The organism is Bradyrhizobium sp. Ec3.3 (genome assembly GCF_000472925.1).
GTDB lineage: Bacteria > Pseudomonadota > Alphaproteobacteria > Rhizobiales > Xanthobacteraceae > Bradyrhizobium.
Genome location: NZ_AXAS01000094.1, coordinates 1 through 21,625, shown reverse-complemented (window position 1 = coordinate 21,625; position 21,625 = coordinate 1). Strand labels below are relative to the sequence as shown.

Annotated in this window: 27 protein-coding genes, 2 tRNA genes and 2 pseudogenes; 20 read left to right on the top strand and 11 right to left on the bottom strand. The window is 62.8% G+C overall.

Annotation, left to right across the window (positions count from 1 at the left end; translation table 11 throughout):
- Together YUU_RS57725 and YUU_RS59665 are read left to right on the top strand one after the other, a co-directional pair.
- Positions 1 to 289, top strand: a pseudogene (locus tag YUU_RS57725) (IS701 family transposase); the annotation flags it as partial.
- A 228-nt stretch (positions 290 to 517) separates the two neighbouring features.
- The gene (locus tag YUU_RS59665) at positions 518 to 832 is read left to right on the top strand and encodes a hypothetical protein (protein ID WP_156944863.1); all 315 of its coding nucleotides are present in this window, start codon (positions 518 to 520) and stop codon (positions 830 to 832) included.
- 910 nt (positions 833 to 1,742) lie between these two features.
- On the opposite strand, the gene YUU_RS0143025 is transcribed toward YUU_RS59665, so the two are convergent.
- Both YUU_RS0143025 and YUU_RS0143015 read right to left on the bottom strand, forming a co-directional pair.
- The gene (locus tag YUU_RS0143025; RefSeq protein ID WP_027527734.1) at positions 1,743 to 2,027 is read right to left on the bottom strand and encodes a ribbon-helix-helix domain-containing protein; all 285 of its coding nucleotides are present in this window, start codon (positions 2,025 to 2,027) and stop codon (positions 1,743 to 1,745) included.
- Positions 2,028 to 2,521: 494 nt separating this feature from the next.
- Positions 2,522 to 2,596: transfer RNA gene (locus YUU_RS0143015), tRNA-Glu, on the bottom strand.
- A 209-nt stretch (positions 2,597 to 2,805) separates the two neighbouring features.
- Here YUU_RS0143015 and YUU_RS0143010 point away from each other — a divergent pair.
- The 3 genes from YUU_RS0143010 to YUU_RS59660 are packed head-to-tail and all read left to right on the top strand — an operon-like array spanning position 2,806 to position 3,545.
- Complete coding sequence (locus YUU_RS0143010) at positions 2,806 to 3,060, top strand: PilZ domain-containing protein (protein WP_027527733.1); 255 nt, start codon at positions 2,806 to 2,808, stop codon at positions 3,058 to 3,060.
- Between the two features lie 35 nt (positions 3,061 to 3,095).
- The gene (locus YUU_RS0143005) at positions 3,096 to 3,371 is read left to right on the top strand and encodes a hypothetical protein (RefSeq protein ID WP_371260588.1); all 276 of its coding nucleotides are present in this window, start codon (positions 3,096 to 3,098) and stop codon (positions 3,369 to 3,371) included.
- A 6-nt stretch (positions 3,372 to 3,377) separates the two neighbouring features.
- Positions 3,378 to 3,545: a hypothetical protein gene (locus YUU_RS59660; protein WP_156944862.1), complete on the top strand. Its 168-nt coding sequence runs from the start codon at positions 3,378 to 3,380 to the stop codon at positions 3,543 to 3,545.
- A gap of 3 nt (positions 3,546 to 3,548) precedes the next feature.
- Here YUU_RS59660 and YUU_RS0142995 read toward each other — a convergent pair whose 3' ends face one another.
- Together YUU_RS0142995 and YUU_RS0142985 are read right to left on the bottom strand one after the other, a co-directional pair.
- Positions 3,549 to 4,196, bottom strand: coding sequence for a glutathione S-transferase family protein (locus YUU_RS0142995; protein ID WP_027527731.1), 648 nt, complete (start codon positions 4,194 to 4,196; stop codon positions 3,549 to 3,551).
- 300 nt (positions 4,197 to 4,496) lie between these two features.
- On the bottom strand, positions 4,497 to 4,949 hold the full coding sequence (locus YUU_RS0142985) for a VOC family protein (RefSeq protein ID WP_027527730.1): 453 nt from the start codon (positions 4,947 to 4,949) through the stop codon (positions 4,497 to 4,499).
- A 173-nt stretch (positions 4,950 to 5,122) separates the two neighbouring features.
- Here YUU_RS0142985 and YUU_RS0142980 point away from each other — a divergent pair, with 173 nt between their 5' ends.
- The gene (locus tag YUU_RS0142980) at positions 5,123 to 5,473 is read left to right on the top strand and encodes a GrlR family regulatory protein (RefSeq protein WP_027527729.1); all 351 of its coding nucleotides are present in this window, start codon (positions 5,123 to 5,125) and stop codon (positions 5,471 to 5,473) included.
- 164 nt (positions 5,474 to 5,637) lie between these two features.
- Positions 5,638 to 5,838, top strand: a complete 201-nt coding sequence (locus tag YUU_RS0142975) for a hypothetical protein (RefSeq protein ID WP_027527728.1) — start codon at positions 5,638 to 5,640, stop codon at positions 5,836 to 5,838.
- 220 nt (positions 5,839 to 6,058) lie between these two features.
- Here YUU_RS0142975 and YUU_RS57720 read toward each other — a convergent pair whose 3' ends face one another.
- Entirely contained in the window at positions 6,059 to 6,289 is a 231-nt protein-coding gene (locus YUU_RS57720; RefSeq protein ID WP_084801896.1) for a hypothetical protein, read from the bottom strand.
- A 295-nt stretch (positions 6,290 to 6,584) separates the two neighbouring features.
- Here YUU_RS57720 and YUU_RS0142965 point away from each other — a divergent pair, with 295 nt between their 5' ends.
- On the top strand, positions 6,585 to 6,860 hold the full coding sequence (locus YUU_RS0142965) for a hypothetical protein (protein ID WP_027527726.1): 276 nt from the start codon (positions 6,585 to 6,587) through the stop codon (positions 6,858 to 6,860).
- Between the two features lie 69 nt (positions 6,861 to 6,929).
- Here YUU_RS0142965 and YUU_RS60695 read toward each other — a convergent pair whose 3' ends face one another.
- A complete protein-coding gene (locus YUU_RS60695) occupies positions 6,930 to 7,094 on the bottom strand; it encodes a hypothetical protein (RefSeq protein WP_198031950.1) in 165 nt (54 codons plus the stop codon).
- 439 nt (positions 7,095 to 7,533) lie between these two features.
- Here YUU_RS60695 and YUU_RS0142955 point away from each other — a divergent pair, with 439 nt between their 5' ends.
- The 4 genes from YUU_RS0142955 (at position 7,534) to YUU_RS0142940 (ending at position 9,938) form a co-directional block, all read left to right on the top strand.
- The gene (locus tag YUU_RS0142955; protein ID WP_027527725.1) at positions 7,534 to 8,295 is read left to right on the top strand and encodes a Sir2 family NAD-dependent protein deacetylase; all 762 of its coding nucleotides are present in this window, start codon (positions 7,534 to 7,536) and stop codon (positions 8,293 to 8,295) included.
- A gap of 199 nt (positions 8,296 to 8,494) precedes the next feature.
- The gene (locus YUU_RS0142950) at positions 8,495 to 9,157 is read left to right on the top strand and encodes a cold-shock protein (RefSeq protein WP_027527724.1); all 663 of its coding nucleotides are present in this window, start codon (positions 8,495 to 8,497) and stop codon (positions 9,155 to 9,157) included.
- Between the two features lie 134 nt (positions 9,158 to 9,291).
- A complete protein-coding gene (locus YUU_RS0142945) occupies positions 9,292 to 9,768 on the top strand; it encodes a DUF192 domain-containing protein (protein ID WP_027527723.1) in 477 nt (158 codons plus the stop codon).
- Between the two features lie 93 nt (positions 9,769 to 9,861).
- Positions 9,862 to 9,938, top strand: a tRNA-Pro gene (locus YUU_RS0142940).
- A gap of 191 nt (positions 9,939 to 10,129) precedes the next feature.
- On the opposite strand, the gene YUU_RS62000 is transcribed toward YUU_RS0142940, so the two are convergent.
- The gene (locus YUU_RS62000; RefSeq protein WP_245288296.1) at positions 10,130 to 10,318 is read right to left on the bottom strand and encodes a hypothetical protein; all 189 of its coding nucleotides are present in this window, start codon (positions 10,316 to 10,318) and stop codon (positions 10,130 to 10,132) included.
- Here YUU_RS62000 and YUU_RS61995 point away from each other — a divergent pair.
- Entirely contained in the window at positions 10,293 to 10,457 is a 165-nt protein-coding gene (locus YUU_RS61995) for a hypothetical protein (protein WP_245288295.1), read from the top strand. The two genes, YUU_RS62000 and YUU_RS61995, sit on opposite strands and share 26 nt — an antisense overlap.
- Before the next feature lie 287 nt (positions 10,458 to 10,744).
- Here the strand turns inward: YUU_RS61995 and YUU_RS59655 are convergent, their stop codons facing one another.
- Entirely contained in the window at positions 10,745 to 10,918 is a 174-nt protein-coding gene (locus tag YUU_RS59655; protein ID WP_156944859.1) for a hypothetical protein, read from the bottom strand.
- A gap of 364 nt (positions 10,919 to 11,282) precedes the next feature.
- Here YUU_RS59655 and YUU_RS62535 point away from each other — a divergent pair, with 364 nt between their 5' ends.
- Positions 11,283 to 11,414 carry a hypothetical protein gene (locus YUU_RS62535; RefSeq protein WP_256375340.1) on the top strand — a complete coding sequence of 44 codons (132 nt, stop codon included), beginning with the start codon at positions 11,283 to 11,285 and terminating at the stop codon, positions 11,412 to 11,414.
- A gap of 24 nt (positions 11,415 to 11,438) precedes the next feature.
- Here the strand turns inward: YUU_RS62535 and YUU_RS0142915 are convergent, their stop codons facing one another.
- Complete coding sequence (locus tag YUU_RS0142915; RefSeq protein ID WP_027527720.1) at positions 11,439 to 12,617, bottom strand: OpgC domain-containing protein; 1,179 nt, start codon at positions 12,615 to 12,617, stop codon at positions 11,439 to 11,441.
- A 289-nt stretch (positions 12,618 to 12,906) separates the two neighbouring features.
- Between YUU_RS0142915 and YUU_RS0142910 the strand changes: the two genes are divergently transcribed.
- Both YUU_RS0142910 and YUU_RS0142905 read left to right on the top strand, forming a co-directional pair.
- On the top strand, positions 12,907 to 13,212 hold the full coding sequence (locus YUU_RS0142910) for an ETC complex I subunit (RefSeq protein WP_027527719.1): 306 nt from the start codon (positions 12,907 to 12,909) through the stop codon (positions 13,210 to 13,212).
- Positions 13,213 to 13,315: 103 nt separating this feature from the next.
- Complete coding sequence (locus YUU_RS0142905; protein WP_027527718.1) at positions 13,316 to 13,813, top strand: Lrp/AsnC family transcriptional regulator; 498 nt, start codon at positions 13,316 to 13,318, stop codon at positions 13,811 to 13,813.
- A gap of 620 nt (positions 13,814 to 14,433) precedes the next feature.
- Here the strand turns inward: YUU_RS0142905 and YUU_RS0142900 are convergent.
- On the bottom strand, positions 14,434 to 15,462 hold the full coding sequence (locus YUU_RS0142900; RefSeq protein WP_027527717.1) for an AraC family transcriptional regulator: 1,029 nt from the start codon (positions 15,460 to 15,462) through the stop codon (positions 14,434 to 14,436).
- Positions 15,463 to 15,565: 103 nt separating this feature from the next.
- Here YUU_RS0142900 and YUU_RS0142895 point away from each other — a divergent pair, with 103 nt between their 5' ends.
- From YUU_RS0142895 to YUU_RS0142880, 4 genes are all read left to right on the top strand, one after another.
- Complete coding sequence (locus YUU_RS0142895; RefSeq protein WP_027527716.1) at positions 15,566 to 16,738, top strand: isovaleryl-CoA dehydrogenase; 1,173 nt, start codon at positions 15,566 to 15,568, stop codon at positions 16,736 to 16,738.
- A gap of 74 nt (positions 16,739 to 16,812) precedes the next feature.
- Positions 16,813 to 18,417 (top strand): carboxyl transferase domain-containing protein, encoded by a 1,605-nt coding sequence (locus YUU_RS0142890; protein ID WP_027527715.1) that lies wholly within the window; start codon positions 16,813 to 16,815, stop codon positions 18,415 to 18,417.
- Positions 18,418 to 18,419: 2 nt separating this feature from the next.
- Positions 18,420 to 20,423: an acetyl/propionyl/methylcrotonyl-CoA carboxylase subunit alpha gene (locus YUU_RS0142885; protein ID WP_027527714.1), complete on the top strand. Its 2,004-nt coding sequence runs from the start codon at positions 18,420 to 18,422 to the stop codon at positions 20,421 to 20,423.
- Between the two features lie 4 nt (positions 20,424 to 20,427).
- Positions 20,428 to 21,339: a hydroxymethylglutaryl-CoA lyase gene (locus YUU_RS0142880; protein WP_027527713.1), complete on the top strand. Its 912-nt coding sequence runs from the start codon at positions 20,428 to 20,430 to the stop codon at positions 21,337 to 21,339.
- 105 nt (positions 21,340 to 21,444) lie between these two features.
- On the opposite strand, the pseudogene YUU_RS53985 reads toward YUU_RS0142880, so the two are convergent.
- Positions 21,445 to 21,625: pseudogene (locus YUU_RS53985) on the bottom strand (IS5/IS1182 family transposase); the annotation flags it as partial.

Sequence of the window (21,625 nt, the reverse complement as noted above, 5' to 3'; positions counted from 1 at the left end):
CATCAAGGCCAGATGGATTTGTGAGCAGGCGCATCAGCAGTTGAAGGAGGAGCTCGGACTTGATCACTTCGAGGGGCGATCATGGCAGGGTCTTCATCGCCACGCCCTGATGACAATGATTGCCTACGCCTTCCTGCAGCATCGTCGCCTCGCACACGCGGGGCGGAANAAAAAGAATCAACGGACCTCCGCCTCAGCCAACCATGCCCGCCGTACGTCACGCCATCGTCGATCTCATCCTTCGGCCGCCGTCTCAGCGGTGCCCATACTGCCGAAAACAAATCCTTGAAAAACACTGGCGCAAATAGATTCTGCCAAAGTAGTGCTAGGGCGTGTACTCATAAGTCGAGGACACCGTTTTGACGTCCGCTATGCCCTGATAACGGCGCGAAAGCAGACATCCCGAAACTTCCAGAACGCGACATAGTTCACTTTACTTTCCATCAGGCCATGTCACTTTTGGCGGCATCTGCCCATCGCGCACCTCACTCTGCCAGGAAATGGAGGTGATGACAGCTTGCACAATCCTGACGCTGCTGTGCAGTATTTGACTTGGGCGCTGGAGGAGATCGAGAATGGTCATCCAAAAGCTGCTCTCCATGCCCGGATTGCGTTGGACGAGCTGCGCGGCGTCCACGCAGGAATGCCTTGTCCTTACGCCGAAAAAGCGAAGCGATTTCGCGATAAAGCCGATGAGGCCGAACAGTTAGCCGTACCGGCAGAGACGGCGTCTAGACGTGATGCTCTTATGAAGATCGTGGGAAATTACAGGCGCACAGCGGAACAAATGGACCGCTTGTCGGAAGCTCAAACAACAACGAAAAGCAAATAGTTGAGAGGCCTTCTACGGGTCAAAACTGGTAATACTTTGACCGAGCGCTTAGCCCTCCTCTCGCGCGTTAATGAGTACACGCGCTAGCTTGCGGGCGGCGGCTTCGGGGTTGGCGTGGGGTCGTTCTGCGGTGAGTTTCATCGGTATCCGATAGCTGGGACCACCGGCTTATTCCAGTTGAAGTCCGGCCGGACATCCGCGCCGTGCCTTCCGCACTTCCAGCAAACGAAGCGAGGCTCGATGTCCGATAGCCGTATCTCATCGGCCCAGCGATCGGCCGAGAGCGCGATCGAATGGCTGCACCGGTAGTCGGAGCAGTAGATCAAGACGCCGCGCACACCCATCATGCGCATGTCGCCGAAGGTGATTTTAGTCGGGCGGTGACCAGGCGGTGTACGGTTCTCGTGGCGGGCAGGCTTGCGCATGCCGGCATGAAAGCGCCGACGTGCGCACCTCGCAAATTATCGATTCCTAGCGGCTCAGAGTGGCCGCGAGCTACTGTTTGTCGTGGGTGTGGAAACACGGCCCGCAGTTCACGCCGGCGGGCGCCTATCCTTTCGGGAATGCTAGAAACAGCTTCACAATGAACCAGAGGATGGGCGCCCAGATCAGGGCGAGTATCAGGCCCATGAAGGCCTGGCTGGTCCGAGTGGAACGTTCATTTGCGCGTCTGCCAACCATGATCGCACTCAGGTGGCTTACAAGATGGATACGAGCACCAGGAGGCCGCCCGCGGCCAGTATCCAGGACAGGAAATGGATCATTCGTGTTCGGTCGCGCGTCATGTTGCGCCTCCGACTATTGCCCATCTCGAAGCAGGCGCCTGACCGGGGGCAGGACATTGAGCCAGATCAAGGCTCCGCCCGGAAGCTGAATTGAGGTCGGGACAGGGCGCGGGCTTCGGTCCGCTTCAGAACTCACGCCCCACCGCGGGATGGCTGGGCGATGCCGGCACTTTCTGCTCAAGCTGGGTCGCCGCGGCGCGGTGCTTAAAGTGGTCGAGGACGAACAAGCGTAACGCGGACGACAAATTGCCGTGCAAGCGGTTGCGGTCGATCTCACCGGCCAGATCCGAGAGCGTCGTGTTGCGCAGGCTCGAAATCTCCTTCAACCCGGTCCAGAAGGCCTCTTCCAGGCTGACGCTGGTCTTGTGGCTGTCGACGACGATGGATCGTTTCATGACGGGGGATTTCATGGCTCTTCCTCGCGCTCGATGCCCTGCGCCAGCCGGGCCACTCCAATCCTGCAAAGCAGAACGGCCCCGACGCGCGAGGCTGGCCGACACGCCGGAGCCGTTCCTCCCTGCGCACCGCCGCACGCAAAATCACTCTACCGGGAAAAAGTGGCAATATGAGATGCTCTCTGGGAGTAACCCCTGAGGTATCTCCATAGCCCTTGACGGCGGACTCCTCGTCAGAGTCTGATCCGCGCCAAGGGGCGGCATCAGCGCGTCATCAACGAGCGCGTGTGCATGCGATCGCATCCGCCGCAGTCCGGTAGTTCAGTGACATGGCGATCAGGGCATCGCGGGCGAGATCGAGTTCGCAGCCTTCGGCCCATTCCAGACACGTCCGCTCCAACGCGCGCAGCTCGGCTTCCCGGCTTCGATCGGCCACGCGAGTCCATGCCCGTATATTGGACCGATGTTGGACATAGCGGAGGAGGGAACTCGTAAGTCTTTGATTTTGCTGGCGCTCCCTAGCGGAATCGAACCGCTCTCTCCACCGTGAAAGGGTGGCGTCCTAACCGATAGACGAAGGGAGCAAAACTTGCGCCGTGCCGGGGCCCAACGAGTCGTGCCCGGAATGCCCTGAGGCGGGCGAACGTATAGTGGCCTTTGGCCGGTGGGGCAAGCCATTCGGGAACGTCTTTTGGGACCGGCGGAGAAACCTGCCCCCGGGAAAGTTCGGAGGCAATTTCAACGGTTTCTTAGGGTTCCCTGCGCTAGCTCTGGAGGAGGAGATTTCCAACCGATGGCCGCAACCAAGAAGCGGGCAGCACGTAAATTGCTGTCCCAACATGCCTGGATCACGCTCGACGGCGGGTTCGCGGCGCGGCATTGCCTCGTGGCTGACATCTCCACCTCGGGGGCCCGCATCACGCTTGACGAGGATGCGGCTCAACTGCCCGGCGTCATCCGGCTGGCCTTCGCGCGCGATGCCCGGACCGGGCGGAGCTGCCAGGTGGTCTGGCGGCGCGGCAAGTCCGCCGGGATCAAATTCATCTGACGCGCGGCCGCGCCGGCCCGGATGGAAACCGGACCGTGCCCGCGCTACAAGGCGGCATGCGCGCTTTCTCCATCATCTCCATCATCGCCATCGGCTGCCTCGCAATCTCGTCGGCTCGTGCCGAGACGGCGCGCCTGCCCACATCGGAGCGGTCGCCTCCGACCGGCAAAGTGCTGCCGCTCAAGGGCGCGGGGAGCGCCAATGGCTGCGCCGCCTACGGTCCGGGCTTCGTCAAGGTCGAGGGTACCGGAAGCTGCGTGAAGATCGGCGGCGCGCTCGATATCGGTGTTGCCGCCTCGAGCCGGCGCTAGCGCCGCATGCCGGCGAACGGGCTCTCGCTCGACATCGTCGTTCCCGTCCTGATCTATTGCGCGCTGTTCTGGTGGGTCGGCCGCGGCATGAGCTGGACTGCGCGGCTTGCGACCGCCGCCGTTACGCTGGTGCTGGTCGTCTGCGTGCTGCTGGTCGAGCGCGGCTGGCGCTAACCTTCACGACATCGGCGGTGCGACGTACTTTTCAAAGCCCGGCCGGCTCGCGAACTCTGCGAACCAGCGGTTCAGATTCGAAAGCGTCGGACGCGTGATGCCCTCGACGCCGAGCCAGCGCCGCGCATAGGCACCGAGTGCGATATCGGCAATGGTGAAGTCCTCGCCCTCGACGAAGCGGCGTGTCGCGAGTTGCTGATCGAGGATGCACCAGACCTCGGCCGCCGCGTTGGCGTCCTTCTGGACCTGCACCATGTCGCGCTCGGCCGGCGGCGTGCGCACGATGCCCCAGAACACGGGACGATCGGCCGGCTGGAGCGTCGAGAGCGTCCAGTCGAGCCAGCGGTCGACGCCGGCGCGTCGTTTCGCGGCTTGCGGATAGATCCGCGTGTCCTGACGATAGGCGAGACAGAGATAGCGCATGATGGAATTGGATTCCCACAGCACGTAGTCGCCGTCGACCAGCGTCGGGATGCGCGAATTGGGGTTCATCACGAGGTAGTCGGCCTCGCGGGTGCGGCCGAACTGCATGCCGGCATCGATGCGCTCGAAGGCAAGATCAAGTTCGGTCAGGCACCACAGCACCTTCTGCACGTTGACCGAGTTGGCGCGGCCCCACACAGTCAGTTGCGGCGGCTTTTGCTGCGGCACGTTGCTCCTCCCGCGTTCATGCTTTGCTGCCGGTGATAGCGGAGTATCACGCATCGCGCGAGCGGCGTTCGCGAAGCCGTCTCATGCAAAAAGCTCCGCCGGGGGCGGAGCTTTCAGACACGTCCAACAACCGGCAAGCGTCAGTGGCCGAAAAACAGCCACAACAGAATGATCACCGGGATCGGCACGCCAAGCAACCACAGCAACAGCCCTCTCGCCATTCGCGTCCTCCTCCAGATGTCCTCGTTGAGGAGAGAACGCCGACGGGCAGGGCTCGTTCCAAGTGGAACGAGTGTGCTGTTACCAATGACCGGTGTTCGGCATCGACAGCCACGGCTCCTGCGGCGGCTTCGGATCGCCCTTCTGGAGCAGCTCGATGGAGTGCAGGTCGGGCGAGCGGACGAACGCCATGTTGCCGTCGCGCGGCGGCCGGTTGATGGTGATGCCGGCCTTCATCAGCTTCTCGCACGTCGCGTAGATATCGTCGACCTCATAGGCGAGATGGCCGAAGAAACGATCCTCGCCATACTTCTCCTCGTCCCAATTGTAGGTGAGCTCGACCAGCGGCGCGCCGCGCGTCGAGGGTTGCTTCTTCAGCGCTTCGAGATCGTCCGCCGAGCAGAGGAACACCAGCGTGAAGCGCCCCTTGTCGTTGTCGATCCGCCGCACCTCCTTCAGACCCAGCGCATCCTGATAGAATTTCAGCGCGACATCGAGATTGCGCACGCGCAGCATGGTGTGGAGGTAACGCATGGTCTTTTTCTCCCTAGGCGGTCTTTGACTGAGGCGGGCTTGGTTCGGCCGTTCCATAGCAGCAAACGCGCGACGAGGGCAGGGGAGGAGCGTGCAACCGGCTGCATGGCAGGCTCGCGCTTCACGCCGCTGCTCGACGTTATGGCCGGCAAGGGTGTATCGTCGCCGCTGCCATGAAAAACGGGCTCTACTCCATCCACATCCACATGCTCGACGGCGTGAAGGGCCGCGACAGTGGCGTGCTGGTGCTGCGCGATGGGGTGCTGGTCGGCGGCGGGCCGTACTTCTGGTCGCAAGGTTCGTACACGGTCGGCAACGGCACATGGAAGGGCGAGCTTGCCACCAACCAGCATACCCCGTTTGCCGATCCCTTCGTCCGGCCTCTGTTCGGCGGGCAGGAGGTCACCAGCGGGTTCTCCGGAACGTTCACCGACAAGGAGGCGGAGGTGTTCGGCACCGTGCTGGTCGGCGGCAACCGCAGCCTGAGCTTTCGCGCGACGTTGAAGCGGCTCGCCGACATCTGATCGCGCACCGGAAAGTGCTGCGCGGCAAAGCCTAACGAAAGCTTGCACCAGATCGGATAACCCTATTCGGTTAGGTTAAAAGCCGGATCGCGTTGCAGTTGCGACGCATTGCGATAGGTGTCGTCTCGCAGGCAAGCCAAACGCGAGAGCCAGACACGATGGCCATGACGCCACCTTCGACGCCGTCCTTCTACCAGGCCGACCGACAGACCTTTCGTCGTGTCGCGGTCGTCGGCACGCTGTTCTGCGCGGCCTTCGTGGTGATCAGCTTTTCGCTGCGTCCGCAGGTGGAAGACGGATCGCGCGTGCTCGTGAAGGCCGACCGGCTGGTGCGGACGGCGGGGCAGCCGCCGCAGACGCACTGAGTGCGCCACCGCTCATTCGAATCCTGTCACCGTAGATTTGAGTCATCGCCGGGGCCGCGGGCCCGCGAGGCACTGTGCGCGGCGAGCGCCAGGAATCCGGCGTAGCCAACCAGGTTGAGCAGGACTTCAAGCCACGCGGGCATCGCCGCCTCTTTGCGCGAACGGGGATAGCCAACGCACTAGCGGCAGTCTTGTTCCGGGGCCGTGACGAGAAAATTGCTCAGGTCCCGGAGGATGGATCCAGCCGCCGCCCGAGACTCGATACCGAGGTTGCCGAAGGCGAGTCCTTCAGGAACTCGGCGATCGCACGGGCAAGCTCGCCGTCGCTCATTGGAGTCGGTGGCGGACGCAAGGCGCCGACGCCGAAGCTGCGGACGATCTCGTCGTAGTGTTCATCCTGGCGTCTGGGGATGAGTCTGCGGATGCGGGCCAGCAATGCGGATATCGGCAAACGGACCTCCTCAAGTGCCCTCCCCATTGGCAAAGGGGCGCCTTTGCTGCCACCGCGCCCTGAAACTGAAAACCCCGCCAACACCACGGAGGATGCTGACGGGGTCTTCGTGCTTTCGCCTCGACCCGGATGGCGGAGGCTGCCGCACTTGGATGCTAAATGCGCCGGCGAACGCGTTTGTTCCACATTGGCTCGATTTTTTTCGAACGGGGCCGGGTTTGGCTGGCGTCGATGGCCCCGCAACCATCGGACGGTGCAGGCGTTGGTCCTCCAGGAATGATGGAGGAGAAAGCGCATGAGAAAGACTTTGGCAGTTCTAGCCGCCGTTGCGACCGTCGGCGCGACCGCGATTGCGGGACCGGCAGAGGCGCGCGGGCGTGGCATTGGACCGGGTCTCGCGTTCGGTCTCGCAGCCGGCGCGCTCACGGCGGGCGCGATCGCCGCGTCCCATCCATATTATTATGGCCCGGGCTTCTATGACTATGGTCCGAGCTATTATTACGGAGCGGGTCCCTACGCCTACTACGGCGGACCGGTCTACTACCGGCACCATCACTGGCGTCACTGGTAAAACCAAACGCCAAAACGAAAAGCCCGGAGCGGCGCTCCGGGCTTTTTGCTTGTCCAATTCACAACGGCCTTACGGCCAAAGCGACGGCCGCTCGACCTTGCGGGCGTTCTCCAGCGTCGAGACAAAATATTCTTCTCGCTCGCGTTTGAATTTTTCCTGCGTCGCGCGAAAAGCGGCGACGCGTGCGGCGATCTCTTCACGCTCCCTTGCTTTTCGCTGTTCTTCTTCCGTCATGTCCATCCCTTCTTACCAACTAAACCCAAGCGCTGCCGCCGCATCGCGTTGAGTCGGATTCGAACGGATGCATTGATCGACCTCGAATGGGGCGTCAATGGGGACGAGACATTGCCGGATTGTGATAGGCGATGCGGCGGAGAAACTTGCCGACCTCGTCGCGTTTCATGGTGGATAACAGTGTCAACGACCTTGTCGCTTGCGCGCTCTATCGCTAGCCCAAATGAGCAAATCAGTAGGCTGAGCTGGCGAAGATCGATCTGAACTCTCTGAGCATCGAAGACTTCGCGCAATTTTGCGAGCGTGCGAACGCGAAGCTCCTGGAGAAGATCGCCGCTCGCTAGCGCAGACGGCGGGGGGCGTCGTTTGCGATGAGAGAGATCATCGCGACCGGGCGGACGTGCTATAGGAGGCATGTTCGCGAACGGGATGGCTGCCTATGATTGCATCAGATCTTCGCAGCGGCGTCGACAGGCTCGGCGACATGATCGCTGCGGCACGCACCATCGTGCCGTTCACCGGTGCAGGCATCTCGACCGAATGCGGCATCCCCGATTTCCGCTCGCCGGGCGGATTGTGGACGCGTAACCGTCCGATTCCATTCGACCAATTCGTCGCGAGCCAGGAGGCGCGGGACGAATCCTGGCGCCGCCGCTTCGCGATGGAGCCGACCTTCGCTGCGGCCGAGCCCGGACGCGGCCATCGCGCGCTGGCCTCACTTTATCGTGCCGGCAAGGCTCCCGCCGTCATTACCCAGAACATCGACAATCTGCACCAGGTGTCAGGGTTCGCCCCCGACCACGTGATTGAACTCCATGGCAATACCACTTACGCGCGCTGTATCGGCTGCGGCGAGACCTATCAACTCGACTGGGTGAAGCGGCGGTTCGACGCCGACGGTGCCGCGCCCGATTGCACCGTGTGTGCCGAACCGGTGAAGACGGCGACGATCTCGTTCGGGCAGGCGATGCCGGAAGATGCGATGCAGCGCGCGACAGAGCTTGTGCAGCAGTGCGATCTCTTCATCGCGATCGGTTCCTCGCTCGTGGTGTGGCCGGCCGCGGGCTTTCCGATGATGGCGAAGGATTGCGGTGCGCGTCTCGTGATCATCAACCGCGAGCCGACCGAGCAGGACGACATCGCCGACCTCGTGATCCACCACGACATCGGCGAGACCCTGGGGCCGTTCGTCGGCAACTGACGTCGAATCTGATTCGTGGCTGTGCAAGGCTGTTCATAGGTTCCGGCGAATCTCTTTTTTGTCTATGCGTCGCAACCGGGAGTGTTATCTTTTGATTCGAGAGATTCGTGTGGCGTCATGGTGAGAAGTTCTCGTCCTGACGCGTGATTCGGCACCGTCGCTGAGGGCGGTTTGCCTTTGATGTGTGAGGTCCGGGGTTATGGGGTCGTCGGACGGATTCGAGTCCAAGAAGGTCGGGGTTCCGGCGCCGGGGGCGGCGTCTGGGCGGCTGGCGCCAGGCGAGATCGCAGGTGTCGGTCGCGATCCAGCGCTCAATCCCTTCACCGGGCTCGGTGAAGCAAGCGCCAATCTTGTCGAAGTTACGGGCGTCATCAAATGGTTCGACGCTTCGAAGGGCTACGGCTTCATCGTTCCCGACAATGGCTGGCCCGACGTGCTCCTGCACGTGACCGTGCTCAGGCGCGACGGTTTCCAGACTGCCTATGAGGGTGCCCGCGTCGTCGTCGAGTGCATCCAGCGCGCCAAGGGCTATCAGGCGTTCCGCGTCGTCTCGATGGACGAGTCGACCGCGATCCACCCCGCCCAGATGCTGCCGCCGCGCACCCATGTCACGGTGACGCCGACGAGCGGGCTCGAGCGGGCGCAGGTCAAGTGGTTCAACCGCCTCCGCGGCTTCGGCTTCCTGACCTGCGGCGAGGGTACGCCTGACATTTTCGTACACATGGAGACACTGCGCCGCTTCGGCATGACCGAGTTGCGGCCGGGCCAGTATGTGCTGGTCCGCTTTGGGCCGGGCTCCAAGGGCATGATGGCCGCCGAGATCCATCCCGAGACCGGATCGCCCGGGCTGCAGTCCCACTAACTACCAGTTCTTCCAGCCAGGCTGTTCCCGGATTCGTGAGCAGCCCGGGGGCGGGTGGAGCCGTCTGGCATTTGCCATGATCGCCGGGTTAGGATGCGCATCCCATCCCACGCCGCTGGCATGAGTGCCGTTCCATGAATTTTGATCGCAAGGCAGCCTGGTCCCTAATCCGGGGCTTGTTGGCCGTAGTCCTCGTTTTTGCCGCTTGCGCCAGCCCCATACGGGCCGCGAGTTTCCAGCCGCTCGAGATCGCGACCAAAAACGGCGTTCAGGTGTTCTCCGTCGAGATGGCCACGACCGAGGAGGAGAAGACGACCGGCCTGATGTACCGGAAGGAGCTCGCGGACGGGAAGGGCATGCTGTTCGACTTCTCGCCCGAGCAGGAAGTGACGATGTGGATGAAGAACACCTACATCTCGCTCGACATGATCTTCATCAGTGCGGATGGTCGCATCCTGCGGATCGCGGAGAATACCGAGCCGCTATCGACCAAGATCATCCCCTCGCGCGGCCTCGCCAGGGCGGTCCTGGAGGTGCCCGCCGGCACGGCACAGAAATACGGCATCCGCCCCGGCGACCGCGTCGCGCACCCTCTGTTCGGGGCCAAATAGAGGTTCGGGGCCAAATAGAGCCAAAATCGGCGGCGCACAGCCAGCCTTGCTGGCGGCCCTTGAAGCGTGTATCGACGGGGCCTGCTGGACATTCGGGGTATAGCGCAGCCTGGTAGCGCGGCAGTTTTGGGTACTGCAGGTCGTTGGTTCGAATCCAGCTGCCCCGACCAGCCCCGCCTCGGCCCTTGAGGCCGTGGTGTTGACCTTTCCAGGCGATCCTGACGCCTGCTTTGGGCGGGAGGCGCGTTGAAGGAAAGGGCGGGGTCGTGCATCCCGCGTTGCGCCCTGCAACATCTCCTTAAGGCGAGGCTCCCATGTCGATCACGGCGATCGGTTCGACCTCCAGCGCAGCGGCAACGTCTCAGTCCGCGGCAAGCTCCTCTTCCTCGGCGACATCATCCACATCGGCGACGACCTCGTCTTCAGCGACGGCATCCTCGTCCCAGTCGGCCGGCGGAAGTGGCGGAGCGGGCGGCGGTAGCGGCAGTTCGGCCAAAACCATCGTCAGCGAGGTTTCCACGACCGTGAACGGGATCACCACCACGGTCATCACCTATTCCGACGGCACGACCGAAGTCGAAACCTCCGTGAGCGCGCAAGGCGGCCAGAGCCAGGGCGATCAGACCAGCCAGGCTGGTCAGACCTACACGGCTCAAGGCACCCTCGGCACGACCGCCGGGAGCACGTGAGGCACAGGGGCGGGACCGGGAGCCGCGGTCGATCGCCGCGCGCTGGCGTCTTGCACAAGCGTCGGTTCAAACCTTGGGTCCCTGTTCGCAGCGCGTCGCGACTTCTGCGCGATTTTTCAGGCAGTTGGCGTGCGAAATTACACGGCTTGATCGAACCTTTGGTGCCCACGATAGACATACGGGTATTGGGGATTTGAGCGCCCAATACCTAAACGGACGCCGCCAAGCGACGATATTCCGCTTGTGCGGCGTCGCGCTTTTCAGAGCCGACAAATTAACGGTGCGCCTCAGCTCGACGCGCACCAGCCCACCGGGAACGGCACGAGCGGCCAGACCGGCTCGTTGTCGTTCGCTGCATCGGGGAGCTTTTCGGCGGCTTGTCCGACGATCGACACTGCCGGCGGACATGCGTTCGCTAGGCGCAAACCAGCACATTGCAGATTCATGTTGAGCAAATTCATGCTGAGCAAAGTCATGTCGATCGGGTCTCAAAAATTCAAATTCGGTTCGAAATCGTCACGCGCCTCAAAACAGCGCGGTCATCTCAAAATCTCGCTCGCATTCTAGAAAAGACCGGGCACTGTTTCAACTGCACATCCCCGGCAATTAAGGTTGACCGGTTAGGTTAAGCGCGCGCTCGTGTTGCGGCCATTCTGTTGACTGTTATCAAATCGGTCCCGGCTCGCCGCCGTGCCTACGAAAATAGCTCACACACCATCACAGACATCGCGGCGCTTTCTTTTTCTTGCGAGTTTTTTCGTCATGGTTTTCGATCGCAGCTCCCGAATACCCGATTTACGATCCGGTTGGACCGAGATCTGGCACTTGTGGACTATCATCGTGCCGAGGCGCTCGATCAACGGGCAGTTGGTCTACGGCAAGGTCTGGCGCCGCCACGACGGCCGTCAGTGGATCTACAAGAAGTTCACCGAGTATGGCGAGGACGAAGCGGCCTGAAGTGGCCGCTTCGCGTTTGCTCGCTCAGCCCACCTTCGCAGTGGTGGCCGCTGGCTTCGCCGTGGCGGGCGGCTTCAGCGGCTTGTCCTGCCGCTTCGACCAGGAGATGTAGTAGGCGACCGTCGTCATGATCGCGATTCCGGCGATGCTGACGAACAGCTGCGCGAACAGCGAACCCGAGCTCATCGACAATTCGAAATGGCCGACGAAGGACAGGAACACGCCGACGCAGAACACGGCGAGCGACTGCTGGCCGCAGACGATCACGGGGTCGAAAATCTTCCACTCCAGGCCCGGCCAGTCCTTCGGCACGAAGCGGATCACGAGGATCACGATCACGACGAAATGGATGAAGCGATAGGGCGCAAGGTTGGTCTTGTCGTTCGGGTTGAAGGCCGAGAACAGCCACTCTGGAAACATCGCGCCGAGGTTCGGGAAGCGACCCGCCATGGTCATGATCAGCGCGAACAGGAGATAGGCAAGGCACAGATAGAGCGTGATCGACGAGTTGATCAGCGTCATCGAGCGCCGCGCGCCGCCCATCGCGCACCAGGCCCCGAACACGAACAGCACCTGCCAGCAATACGGATTGAAGTACCAGGTGCCGGCCGGGTAGGCGGTGAGATTCCAGCCGAAATGCCGCGCCGCCAGCCAGAGGATGATGGAGAGCCCCATCGTGAGATCCGGTTTGCGCAGCATGAACCACAGGACCGGCGGAAATAATCCCATCAGCACGATGTAGAGCGGCAACACGTCGAGATTGAGTGGCTTGAAGCGCAGGAACAAGCCCTGCCGCAGCGTCTCGGTGGCGTTGTCGACGAGGCCGGCGACATTGAACTCGTCGATCATGTCGGAATCGCCGAAGCGCAGCGCCAGATAGCTGATCGCGGCGATGTAGATCACGAACAGGATGATGTGGGCGACGTAGAGCTGCCAGACGCGCTTGGTCAGCCGGGTGGCGCCGACGATAAAGCCGCGCTCCAGCATCATCCGCGCATAGACGAAGGAGGCGGTATAGCCGGAGATGAAGACGAAGAGGTCGGCGGCGTCGCTGAAACCGTAGTTCCGCGTCGTGATCCAGTTCACGACGTTGTCGGGGATGTGATCGAGGAAGATCGCCCAGTTCGCGACCCCGCGAAACAGGTCCAGCCGGAGATCACGGCCTTTTTCGGGAAGCGTTGCGTTGATGTTCAGGAAGGCCATTCGAAGTGGACTTTCGAGGAGGAAACACAGAACACGAGGGGCGCGCGGTGAGCGCCAGCAGATCAGCCGTGCTGCGGGGCCAGGCCCCCGGGCCGAGGTGCGCGGGGGGCGAGATTGTCACGGCGCAGCATAATGACTATACCCGTTGGCAACGCTACCTCCAGGATTGTGGAATCACCGTTCAAATTCCCGATACGGTGTTCTCTATACTATCCCGGTGGTTTCCACCAATAGCTTCGGTGACGCATAGAGTTAGACCGAATAGACGTAAAAGGGGTCCGGCCGTCCAATGACCGCACGCATTTTCAAGCCCGCCAAGAACGCGATGCAATCGGGCAAGGGGAAGACCCGGGAATGGCAGCTCGACTATGAGCCGGAGCAGCCGCGCGCGGTCGAGCCGCTGATGGGCTGGACCTCGTCGGCGGACATGAAGCAGCAGATCACGCTGCGCTTCGAAACCAAGGAGGAGGCGATCGCCTATTGCGAGCGCAAAGGCATCGCCTACCAGGTGATCGAGCCTAAGGAGTCGATCCGCCGCCCGGTTGCGTATGCCGACAATTTCTCCTTCCGCCGCGGCGAGCCTTGGACGCATTGATTCCGGCGCACTGAGCGCTGGCCGCATTCCCCTGGAGCCCTTGGCAGGGATTTTCTCGCATGCTTCGCTGGGCGAAGCGTGATGGGATCATGACGAGGTGGGTATGGCCGGGCGTTACCAGCTCGACGGCGTCGATCTGAGGATATTGTCGGAACTCCAGGAAGACGGCCGCGTCCGCAACAATGAGCTGGCCCATCGTGTCGGCGTCTCCGCGCCGAACTGCCTGCGGCGGCTCAAATCCCTCGTCAGCCGCGGCGTAATCAAGGCAGTCCGCGCCATTCTGGACGAGCGGCTCCTGGGCTACGAGGTGATCTCGTTCGTCGCTATCCAGCTCGGCAGCCAGGCCCAACCGGTTCTGGAGGCCTTCGAGATCTCCATTGCCGCCATTCCGCGCATTCAGCAGTGCTGGCGGATCTCCGGCGATACCGACTATCTCCTGAAGTGCGTGGCTCCGAACGTGGAAAGCATGCGGCAACAGCTCCTGCAATTTGCTGCCATGCCGAACGTGAAGAACGTCCGCAGCTTTCCGGTGCTCGGCGTTGCCAAGGACGTGCCGCTTCCGGTGCAGAATATTGCCGCTGCGACCGCGCCGGTTGGTTAGAAAGCCGCAATCGGAAGCCGACGCCGCTGCGCCTCAATTCATCAAACGTGGACACCGAGGCTGGTTTTGCAGAGCTCTCGTGGCGGATTCAAGCAAGGTCTTTTCGAGTGTTCCCCGTAATGACTCGGACCAGATTTGAGAGGTGCGATCTCCAAAATCCAGAAGCCCAAATATGAACCGTCGATTTCGCAAGAGGCTCGTTAGCGCATCGGTAGACAGGAAAGGGCTCGAAAGGTCTCCTTGCCAGTCTTCAGGAGCAACATCTTTGTAATAGTCGCTCGCTCGTACCCTCACGTTAACATGAAGTATGCTGCCGCTCTGAAAGCCCGACGTCTCTTCGGGTGAGAATTCGGAGGGCCTCGCCGCAATAACTCGGTCGAGCTTGACTGTTAGCGACCATCTAAAAAAGCAGAAGGAGCGATGACTTTCCTTGCAGTGCTCTGGAATGCTGACCGATGGAGAGTCTTGCGTAACAGTAGCGACAACAAAGACCGCTGGAATACAGGCCATCTGTTGTGGAGTGGCCGGTTTCATAGCGTTCACGGTGCTTGAATTAAGATAAGCCAATAATACGAAAACGCATGCTTTAGTCGTGCGCACTCCTGCCTCCAATTCCTACGCTAACGATACTTGGTGCGAAACTCGCGCGGCGAAGCGCCGGTCCAGTTGCGGAAGGCGCGCGAAAAACTCTTCTCGTTGCGAAAACCGGCGATCTCGGCGATCCGCTTGATCGGCGTGCGGCCGCGCATCAAGGCTTCCCTGGCGAGTTCGAGCTTTGCCTCTTCCTTCAACGCGCGCAGCGAAGTTGCCTCGTCGTGCAGGCGACGATGCATGGTGCGGGTCGACAGCGCAAGCTCGCTTGCCACGTCATCGGCGGTCAGGATCCGACCGCGTGCACTGCGCAGCACGCGCCTGATCCGCTCCACCATCAGGCGGTCGCGCCGGTAGGGCAGCACGGTCAGGCGCAGCGCCCCCTTCAGCATGTTGTCGAGATCGGACGGGCTGCGCTTCAGCGGCAGCGCCAGATAGTGCTTGTCGAAGGTGATGCCGGCGCGCTCGGCATCGAAGCGAACATTCTTGCAGAAGATTGTCGGATAGACCGAGACGTGGCGCGGCTCGCCATGGGGAAATTCCGCCGCGCGAAGCGCGATCGCGGAATCCACGGCCCAGCAGGAAAAGCCGAGCACGTAGCGCAGCAGCGTCACCAGGCAGAACTCGCGCAACGGCCCGAGGTCGCGCTGCTCGCGAAGACGGATCACGGCCGTATCGCGGTCGACGCTAAGCTCGAACAGCACGTCCTCGGTGAGGATGCGGTGATGCCGGCACCAGCGCTTCAGCGCCACCTCGAGATTGGGAGCGGTGATCGAGGCCCGGCACAGCATGCCATAGGTGCCCCAGGGCAACCGGCGCGAGAACCAGCCGAGCGCCTCGTCGTCGAGTTCGCGCATGGCATGGCCCGCCAGGGCCTCGAACTGGGCCGCCGTGACCCGCCCATCCGCCGATCTGAGCAGGTCCGCCGGCACCTGGCTCCTGGCTAGCGCCTCGGCCGCGTCGCGGCCATATCGAGCGTAGGCGGCAACCACCCCGCGCACGAAGGCGGCCGGTGTCACGGCGCGGCGAGGAACTGCTGCGGTGGCTTGAAAAGGCATGCCGAATCCTCGCCAACTATGGCGGAAAATGCAACCTTTTCGACGGCCCGAATGCCCGATCGGGGGTAGGTTTGAGGGCAAGACAAGACTGGAGGAGCAGCTCATGAACATCCCGAGCATCGATTTCGACCTGGGCGAAGACATCACCATGCTGCGCGATACGGTGCGCGCCTTCGTGGAGGCCGAGGTCGCGCCGCGTGCCGCCGAGGTCGAGAAGGCGAACCTGTTTCCCGCCGACCTCTGGAAGCGTTTCGGAGATCTCGGCCTGCTCGGGATGACCGCGCCTGAGGAATACGGCGGCTCCAACATGGGTTATGTCGCCCACATCGTCGCCATGGAGGAGATCTCGCGCGGCTCGGCCGCCGTGGGCCTGTCCTACGGCGCGCATTCCAATCTCTGCGTCAACCAGATCCGCCGCAACGGCAATGACGCGCAGCGCCGGCGCTATCTGCCAAAGCTGATTTCCGGCGACTATGTCGGCGCGCTCGCGATGTCCGAGCCGGGCGCCGGCTCCGACGTCGTTTCGATGAAGCTGCGTGCCGACAAGCGCGGCGACCGTTACGTACTCAACGGCTCGAAAATGTGGATCACCAATGGCGGCGACGCCGACGTGCTGGTGGTCTATGCCAAGACGGATCCGGAAGCAGGCCCGCGCGGCATCACCGCCTTCCTCATCGAGAAGGGCTTCAAGGGCTTCACCCACGGCCAGCATCTCGACAAGCTCGGCATGCGGGGGTCCAACACCTATCCCTTGTTCTTCGACGAATGCGAGGTGCCGGAAGAGAACGTGCTCGGCGGTGTGGGCGAGGGCGTCAAGGTGCTGATGTCCGGCCTCGACTATGAGCGCGCGGTGCTGTCCGGCGGTCCGCTCGGGATCATGGCGGCCTGCATGGATGCTGTCGTGCCCTACATGCACGAGCGAAAGCAATTCGGTCAACCGATCGGCGACTTCCAGCTCATGCAGGGCAAGCTTGCCGATATGTATTCGACCTGGCAGGCCACGCGCGCCTATGTCTATGCGGTGGGGCGCGCCTGCGACCGCGGCGGTCACGCGCGCTCGCTGCGCAAGGACGCTGCCGCTGCGATCCTCTACTCCGCCGAGAAGGCGACGTGGATGGCGGGTGAGGCGATCCAGGCGCTCGGCGGCGTCGGCTACACCAGCGAATTTCCGACCGGGCGTCTTTGGCGCGATGCGAAGCTCTACGAGATCGGCGCCGGCACCTCGGAGGTGCGCCGCATGCTGATCGGCCGCGAGCTGATGGCCGAGACGGCCTGAACGCATTTGGAATCGCCGCGAAAATGGTCCAACCTGTTGCGGCATCTCACCACGTCAATAGAAGCGCTGGACACATGCTGCTCCATTCCACCATCGATCCTTCATCATCGGATTTCGCAGGCAATGCCGAGGCTATGCGCGCGCTCGTCGCTGACCTGCGGGAAAAGCTCGCCGAGGTCGCCGGCGGCGGCGGCGAGGCCTCGCGCAAGCGACACACCGCGCGCGGCAAGATGCTGGCGCGCGAGCGCGTCGATCTCCTGGTCGATCCCGGCACTGCGTTTCTGGAGTTGTCGCCGCTTGCTGCCTATGGCCTGTACGGCGGCGACGTGCATTCAGCCAGCGTCGTCACGGGAGTCGGGCGGATCTCGGGACGCGAGTGCGTCATCGTCGCCAATGATGCCACCATCAAGGGCGGCACCTACTACCCGATGACGGTGAAGAAGCACCTGCGCGCGCAGGACATCGCGCGGCAGAACAATCTTCCTTGCGTTTACATGGTCGATTCAGGCGGCGCCTTCCTGCCGATGCAGGACGACATCTTTCCGGACGAACGGCACTTTGGCCGCATCTTCTATAATCAGGCGCAGATGTCCGCAGCCAGCATCCCCCAGATCGCCATCGTGATGGGATCCTGCACGGCCGGAGGCGCCTATGTGCCGGCGATGTCGGACGAGAGCATCATCGTGCGTAACCAGGGCACCATCTTCCTCGGCGGCCCGCCGCTGGTGAAGGCCGCAACGGGCGAGGTCGTGAGCGCCGAGGAGCTCGGCGGCGCCGACGTGCATTCGCGGCAGTCCGGTGTCACCGATCACTACGCTCAGAACGATGCCCATGCGATCGGGATTGCCCGGCGGATCGTGGGTACGCTGAAGCCGGCGACGCGGCCGAACCTCAACATGCAGCCGCCGCGCGATCCGCTGTTTGCGGCGGAAGAGATTTACGGCGTCGTGCCGGCCGACGGCCGCAAGCCGTTTGACGTCCGCGATATCATCGCGCGCATCGTCGACGGCTCGGAATTCGACGAGTTCAAGAAACTCTACGGCACGACGCTGGTGTGCGGTTTCGCCCACATTTGGGGCTATCCGGTCGGCATCATCGCCAACAACGGCATCCTGTTCAGCGAGAGCTCGCTCAAGGGCGCGCATTTCATCGAGCTGTGCTGCCAGCGCGGCATTCCGCTGGTGTTCTTGCAGAACATCACCGGCTTCATGGTCGGCAAGAAATATGAGGCGGGCGGCATCGCCCGCGACGGCGCGAAGCTCGTCACCGCGGTGGCGACCGCCTCGGTGCCGAAGTTCACCGTGGTGATCGGCGGCTCCTACGGCGCCGGCAATTACGGCATGTGCGGGCGCGCCTACAGCCCGCGCTTCCTCTGGATGTGGCCGAACGCGCGCATCTCCGTGATGGGCGGCGAGCAGGCCTCGATGGTGCTGAGCCAGGTCAGGCGCGACAACATCGAGGCCAGGGGCGAGAGCTGGTCCAAGGAAGAGGAAGAGAAGTTCCGCAGCCCCATTCGTGCGCAATATGAGAGCCAGGGGCATCCCTACTATGCGACGGCGCGGTTGTGGGACGACGGCGTGATCGATCCGGCCGATACGCGGCTCGTGATCGGGCTTGGGCTGTCAGCGGCGTCGAACGCGCCGATCGAACCCACGAAATTCGGCCTGTTCAGGATGTGACGATGGACCGCTCAAACCTCTACCGGCGCTTTCGCACGCTCCTGATCGCCAACCGCGGCGAGATCGCCTGCCGCGTCATCCGAACCGCGCGCGCCATGGGCCTGCGCACAGTCGCCGTCTATTCCGAGGCCGACCGCGATGCGATGCATGTCGCTCTGGCTGACGAGGCCGTTCTGCTTGGACCTGCGCGAGCGCGCGACAGCTATCTCAACGTCGAGCGATTGATCGAAGCCGCGCGGAAGACCGGCGCCGAGGCCGTGCATCCCGGCTATGGCTTCCTGTCGGAGAATGCCGAGTTCGCGCGGGCCTGCCTGGACGCCGGATTGGTCTTTGTCGGCCCGACCGCCGGGATGATGACGGCGATGGGCTCGAAGTCGGGCTCAAAGGCGCTGATGGAGAAGGCTGGCGTGCCGCTGGTGCCCGGCTATCACGGCGAGGCCCAGGACGAGGCGACGCTCGCAAAGGCCGCCGACAAGATCGGCTTTCCCGTGCTGGTGAAGGCTTCCGCCGGCGGCGGTGGCCGCGGCATGCGCATCGTGCGCTCGGCTGCCGAACTCGGGCCTGCGATCGTCAGCGCCAAGCGGGAAGCGAAAGCCGCGTTCGGCGACGACACCATGCTGATCGAGAAATATGTCGACAATCCCCGCCATATCGAGGTGCAGGTGATCGGCGACAGCCACGGCAATCTGTTGTCGCTGTTCGAGCGCGAATGCACTCTCCAGCGGCGGCACCAGAAGGTGATAGAGGAAGCGCCGTCGCCGACGCTCAATGCCGCGCAACGCGAGACCGTCTGCGCCGCCGCGCGCAAGGCGGCCGGCGCGGTGAGCTATGTCGGCGCCGGCACCATCGAGTTCGTCTCCGACGGCAAGGACGTGTTCTTCATCGAGATGAACACGCGCCTCCAGGTCGAGCACCCCGTGACCGAGCTGATCACCGGGATCGATCTCGTCGAGTGGCAATTGCGCGTCGCCTTCGGAGAGGCGCTGCCGCTGAAGCAGAATGAGATCCGCCTCAACGGGCACGCCATCGAGGCGCGCGTCTACGCGGAGAATCCGACGAAGAACTTCATGCCCTCGGTCGGCAGGATCTCGACCTGGCGTTTACCTGAGGATGCCGGCGGCCTGCGCATCGACGCCGGCTATCGTGAAGGCGATGTCGTCTCGCCTTATTATGATGCGATGCTTGCCAAGATGATCGCTTGGGCGCCGACGCGGGATGCGGCGATCGAGCGGTTGAACCGCGGGCTCGAGAATTCCGACGTCCGAGGCATCGTCACCAATATTCCGTTCCTCTCGGCGCTGATGACGCATCCCAAGGTGCGATCGAACGCGATGGACACCGGCTTCATCGAGCGGGAGCTGGCTGGGCTGACGGCGGCAGGCGCTGCGCCCGGCGAGCTCGAGCTGTGTGCGGCCGTCGCGGCGATCGTCAATGAGGAGCGCGCCGCGGCGCAGGCCGAGGCGAATTCGCCCTGGCGGGCCTTTGGCTGGCAGCCGGTCGGACGGCGCCAGCGCAGCTTCGCCTTCCGCGTCGGCCATGGACCGGAACTGAAGATTTCGCTGAATTACGGCAGCGGCCCGTCGACACTCGTCATCGGTGAGCGGGAGCTGGCTTTCGCGATGATGCCGAAGGAGGGCGGATTCGATCTGACGCTCGACGGTGTCAAGACCGCGGTTGCCGCGGTTATTGACGGTCATGAGCTCTATCTGCGCACGCGCAATGGCCGGTTCGATCTGCACTGGGTGGACCCGTTCGGCGGCGAGAGCGAGGAGCATGTCGGCGAGGACAAGATTGCAGCGCCGTTGCCGGGCACGGTCGTGGCGGTGCTCGCGGAGGAGGGGGCCAAGCTAGAGAAGGGCGCACCGATCCTGACGCTGGAAGTGATGAAGATGGAGCAGACGTTGCGCGCGCCGTTTGCTGGCGTTCTGAAAGCAATCAAGTGCAAGGTCGGCGACATTGTGCAGGAAGGCGTCGAGCTTGCAGAGGTCGAGCCTATCGGCGAGTAAGATCATGAGCGACCAGGTCCGCATCATCGAAATGGGGCCGCGCGACGGCCTCCAGAACGAGAAGACGCCGGTCAGCGTGGAGGCGCGCATTGCCTTCATCGAGGCGCTGGTCGCGGCCGGCCTTCACACCGTCGAGGTCGGCGCCTTCGTCTCGCCCAAGGCAATCCCGCAGATGGCAGGCTCGGATGCCGTGCTGCACGGCGTGAGCCACGTCAAGGACGCCGAATTCCACGTGCTGGTGCCGAACGAGAAAGGCTATGACGCCGCGCGAGCCGCCGGCGCGAAAGTCGTGTCCGTGTTCGCGGCAGCCTCGGAAGGATTCTCCCGGGCCAACATCAATTGCTCGATCGCCGAGTCCATCGAGCGCTTCAAGCCGGTCCTTGCCCGCGCCAAGGCCGATGGCGTGAGGGTGCGCGGCTATATCTCCTGCGTGCTGGGGTGCCCCTTCGACGGCGAGATCAAACAGAAAGCCGTCGCCGATCTTGCCGAGACGCTGTGGGATCTCGGCTGCTACGAGATTTCGCTCGGCGACACCATTGGTGTCGGCACGCCGACCAAGGCGAAGGACATGCTGCGCGCGGTTGCCGCCAACATCCCGGCCGCCCATCTCGCGATGCATTTCCACGACACTTACGGCCAGGCACTCGCCAATCTCTATGCGGGAATGGAGGAGGGCATCCGCGTCATCGATTCCGCCACCGGCGGGCTCGGCGGCTGTCCGTACGCGCCCGGCGCGACCGGCAATGTCGCGACCGAGGACGTCGTCTACATGCTCGAGGGCATGGGAATCAGGACCGGCGTCGATATGGAGAAGCTGCTGGTTGCCACCAACGAGATCAGCCGACTGTTGGGCCGGCCGCCGGCGAGCCGGGTAGCCAACGCGATCAACGCGAAGAAGAAGCGAGCGAAATCGTAGAGCGTGTGAGCCAATTCGCTTTTCTGCATTCGACATCAAGGAGCGGTAGCGCCCCTTGATGGCAAGGAGCCGGCGGCGTCAGGCCGTCCGGTGTGCTTCTACGGTCTATGCTTTAGCGAGATAGTGTCCCTGCAAGATGTTGTTGATGAGGGCGTACCAGAGCACGACGGCACGGACCTTCTCGATACCGCGCACGGTCAATTGCCTGAGGTCCCAGTTCCGCCATCGGGCATGGATGCATTCGCAGATCGTGCGGGCCTGGTACTGTGCCTTGCCGGCTTCGCTG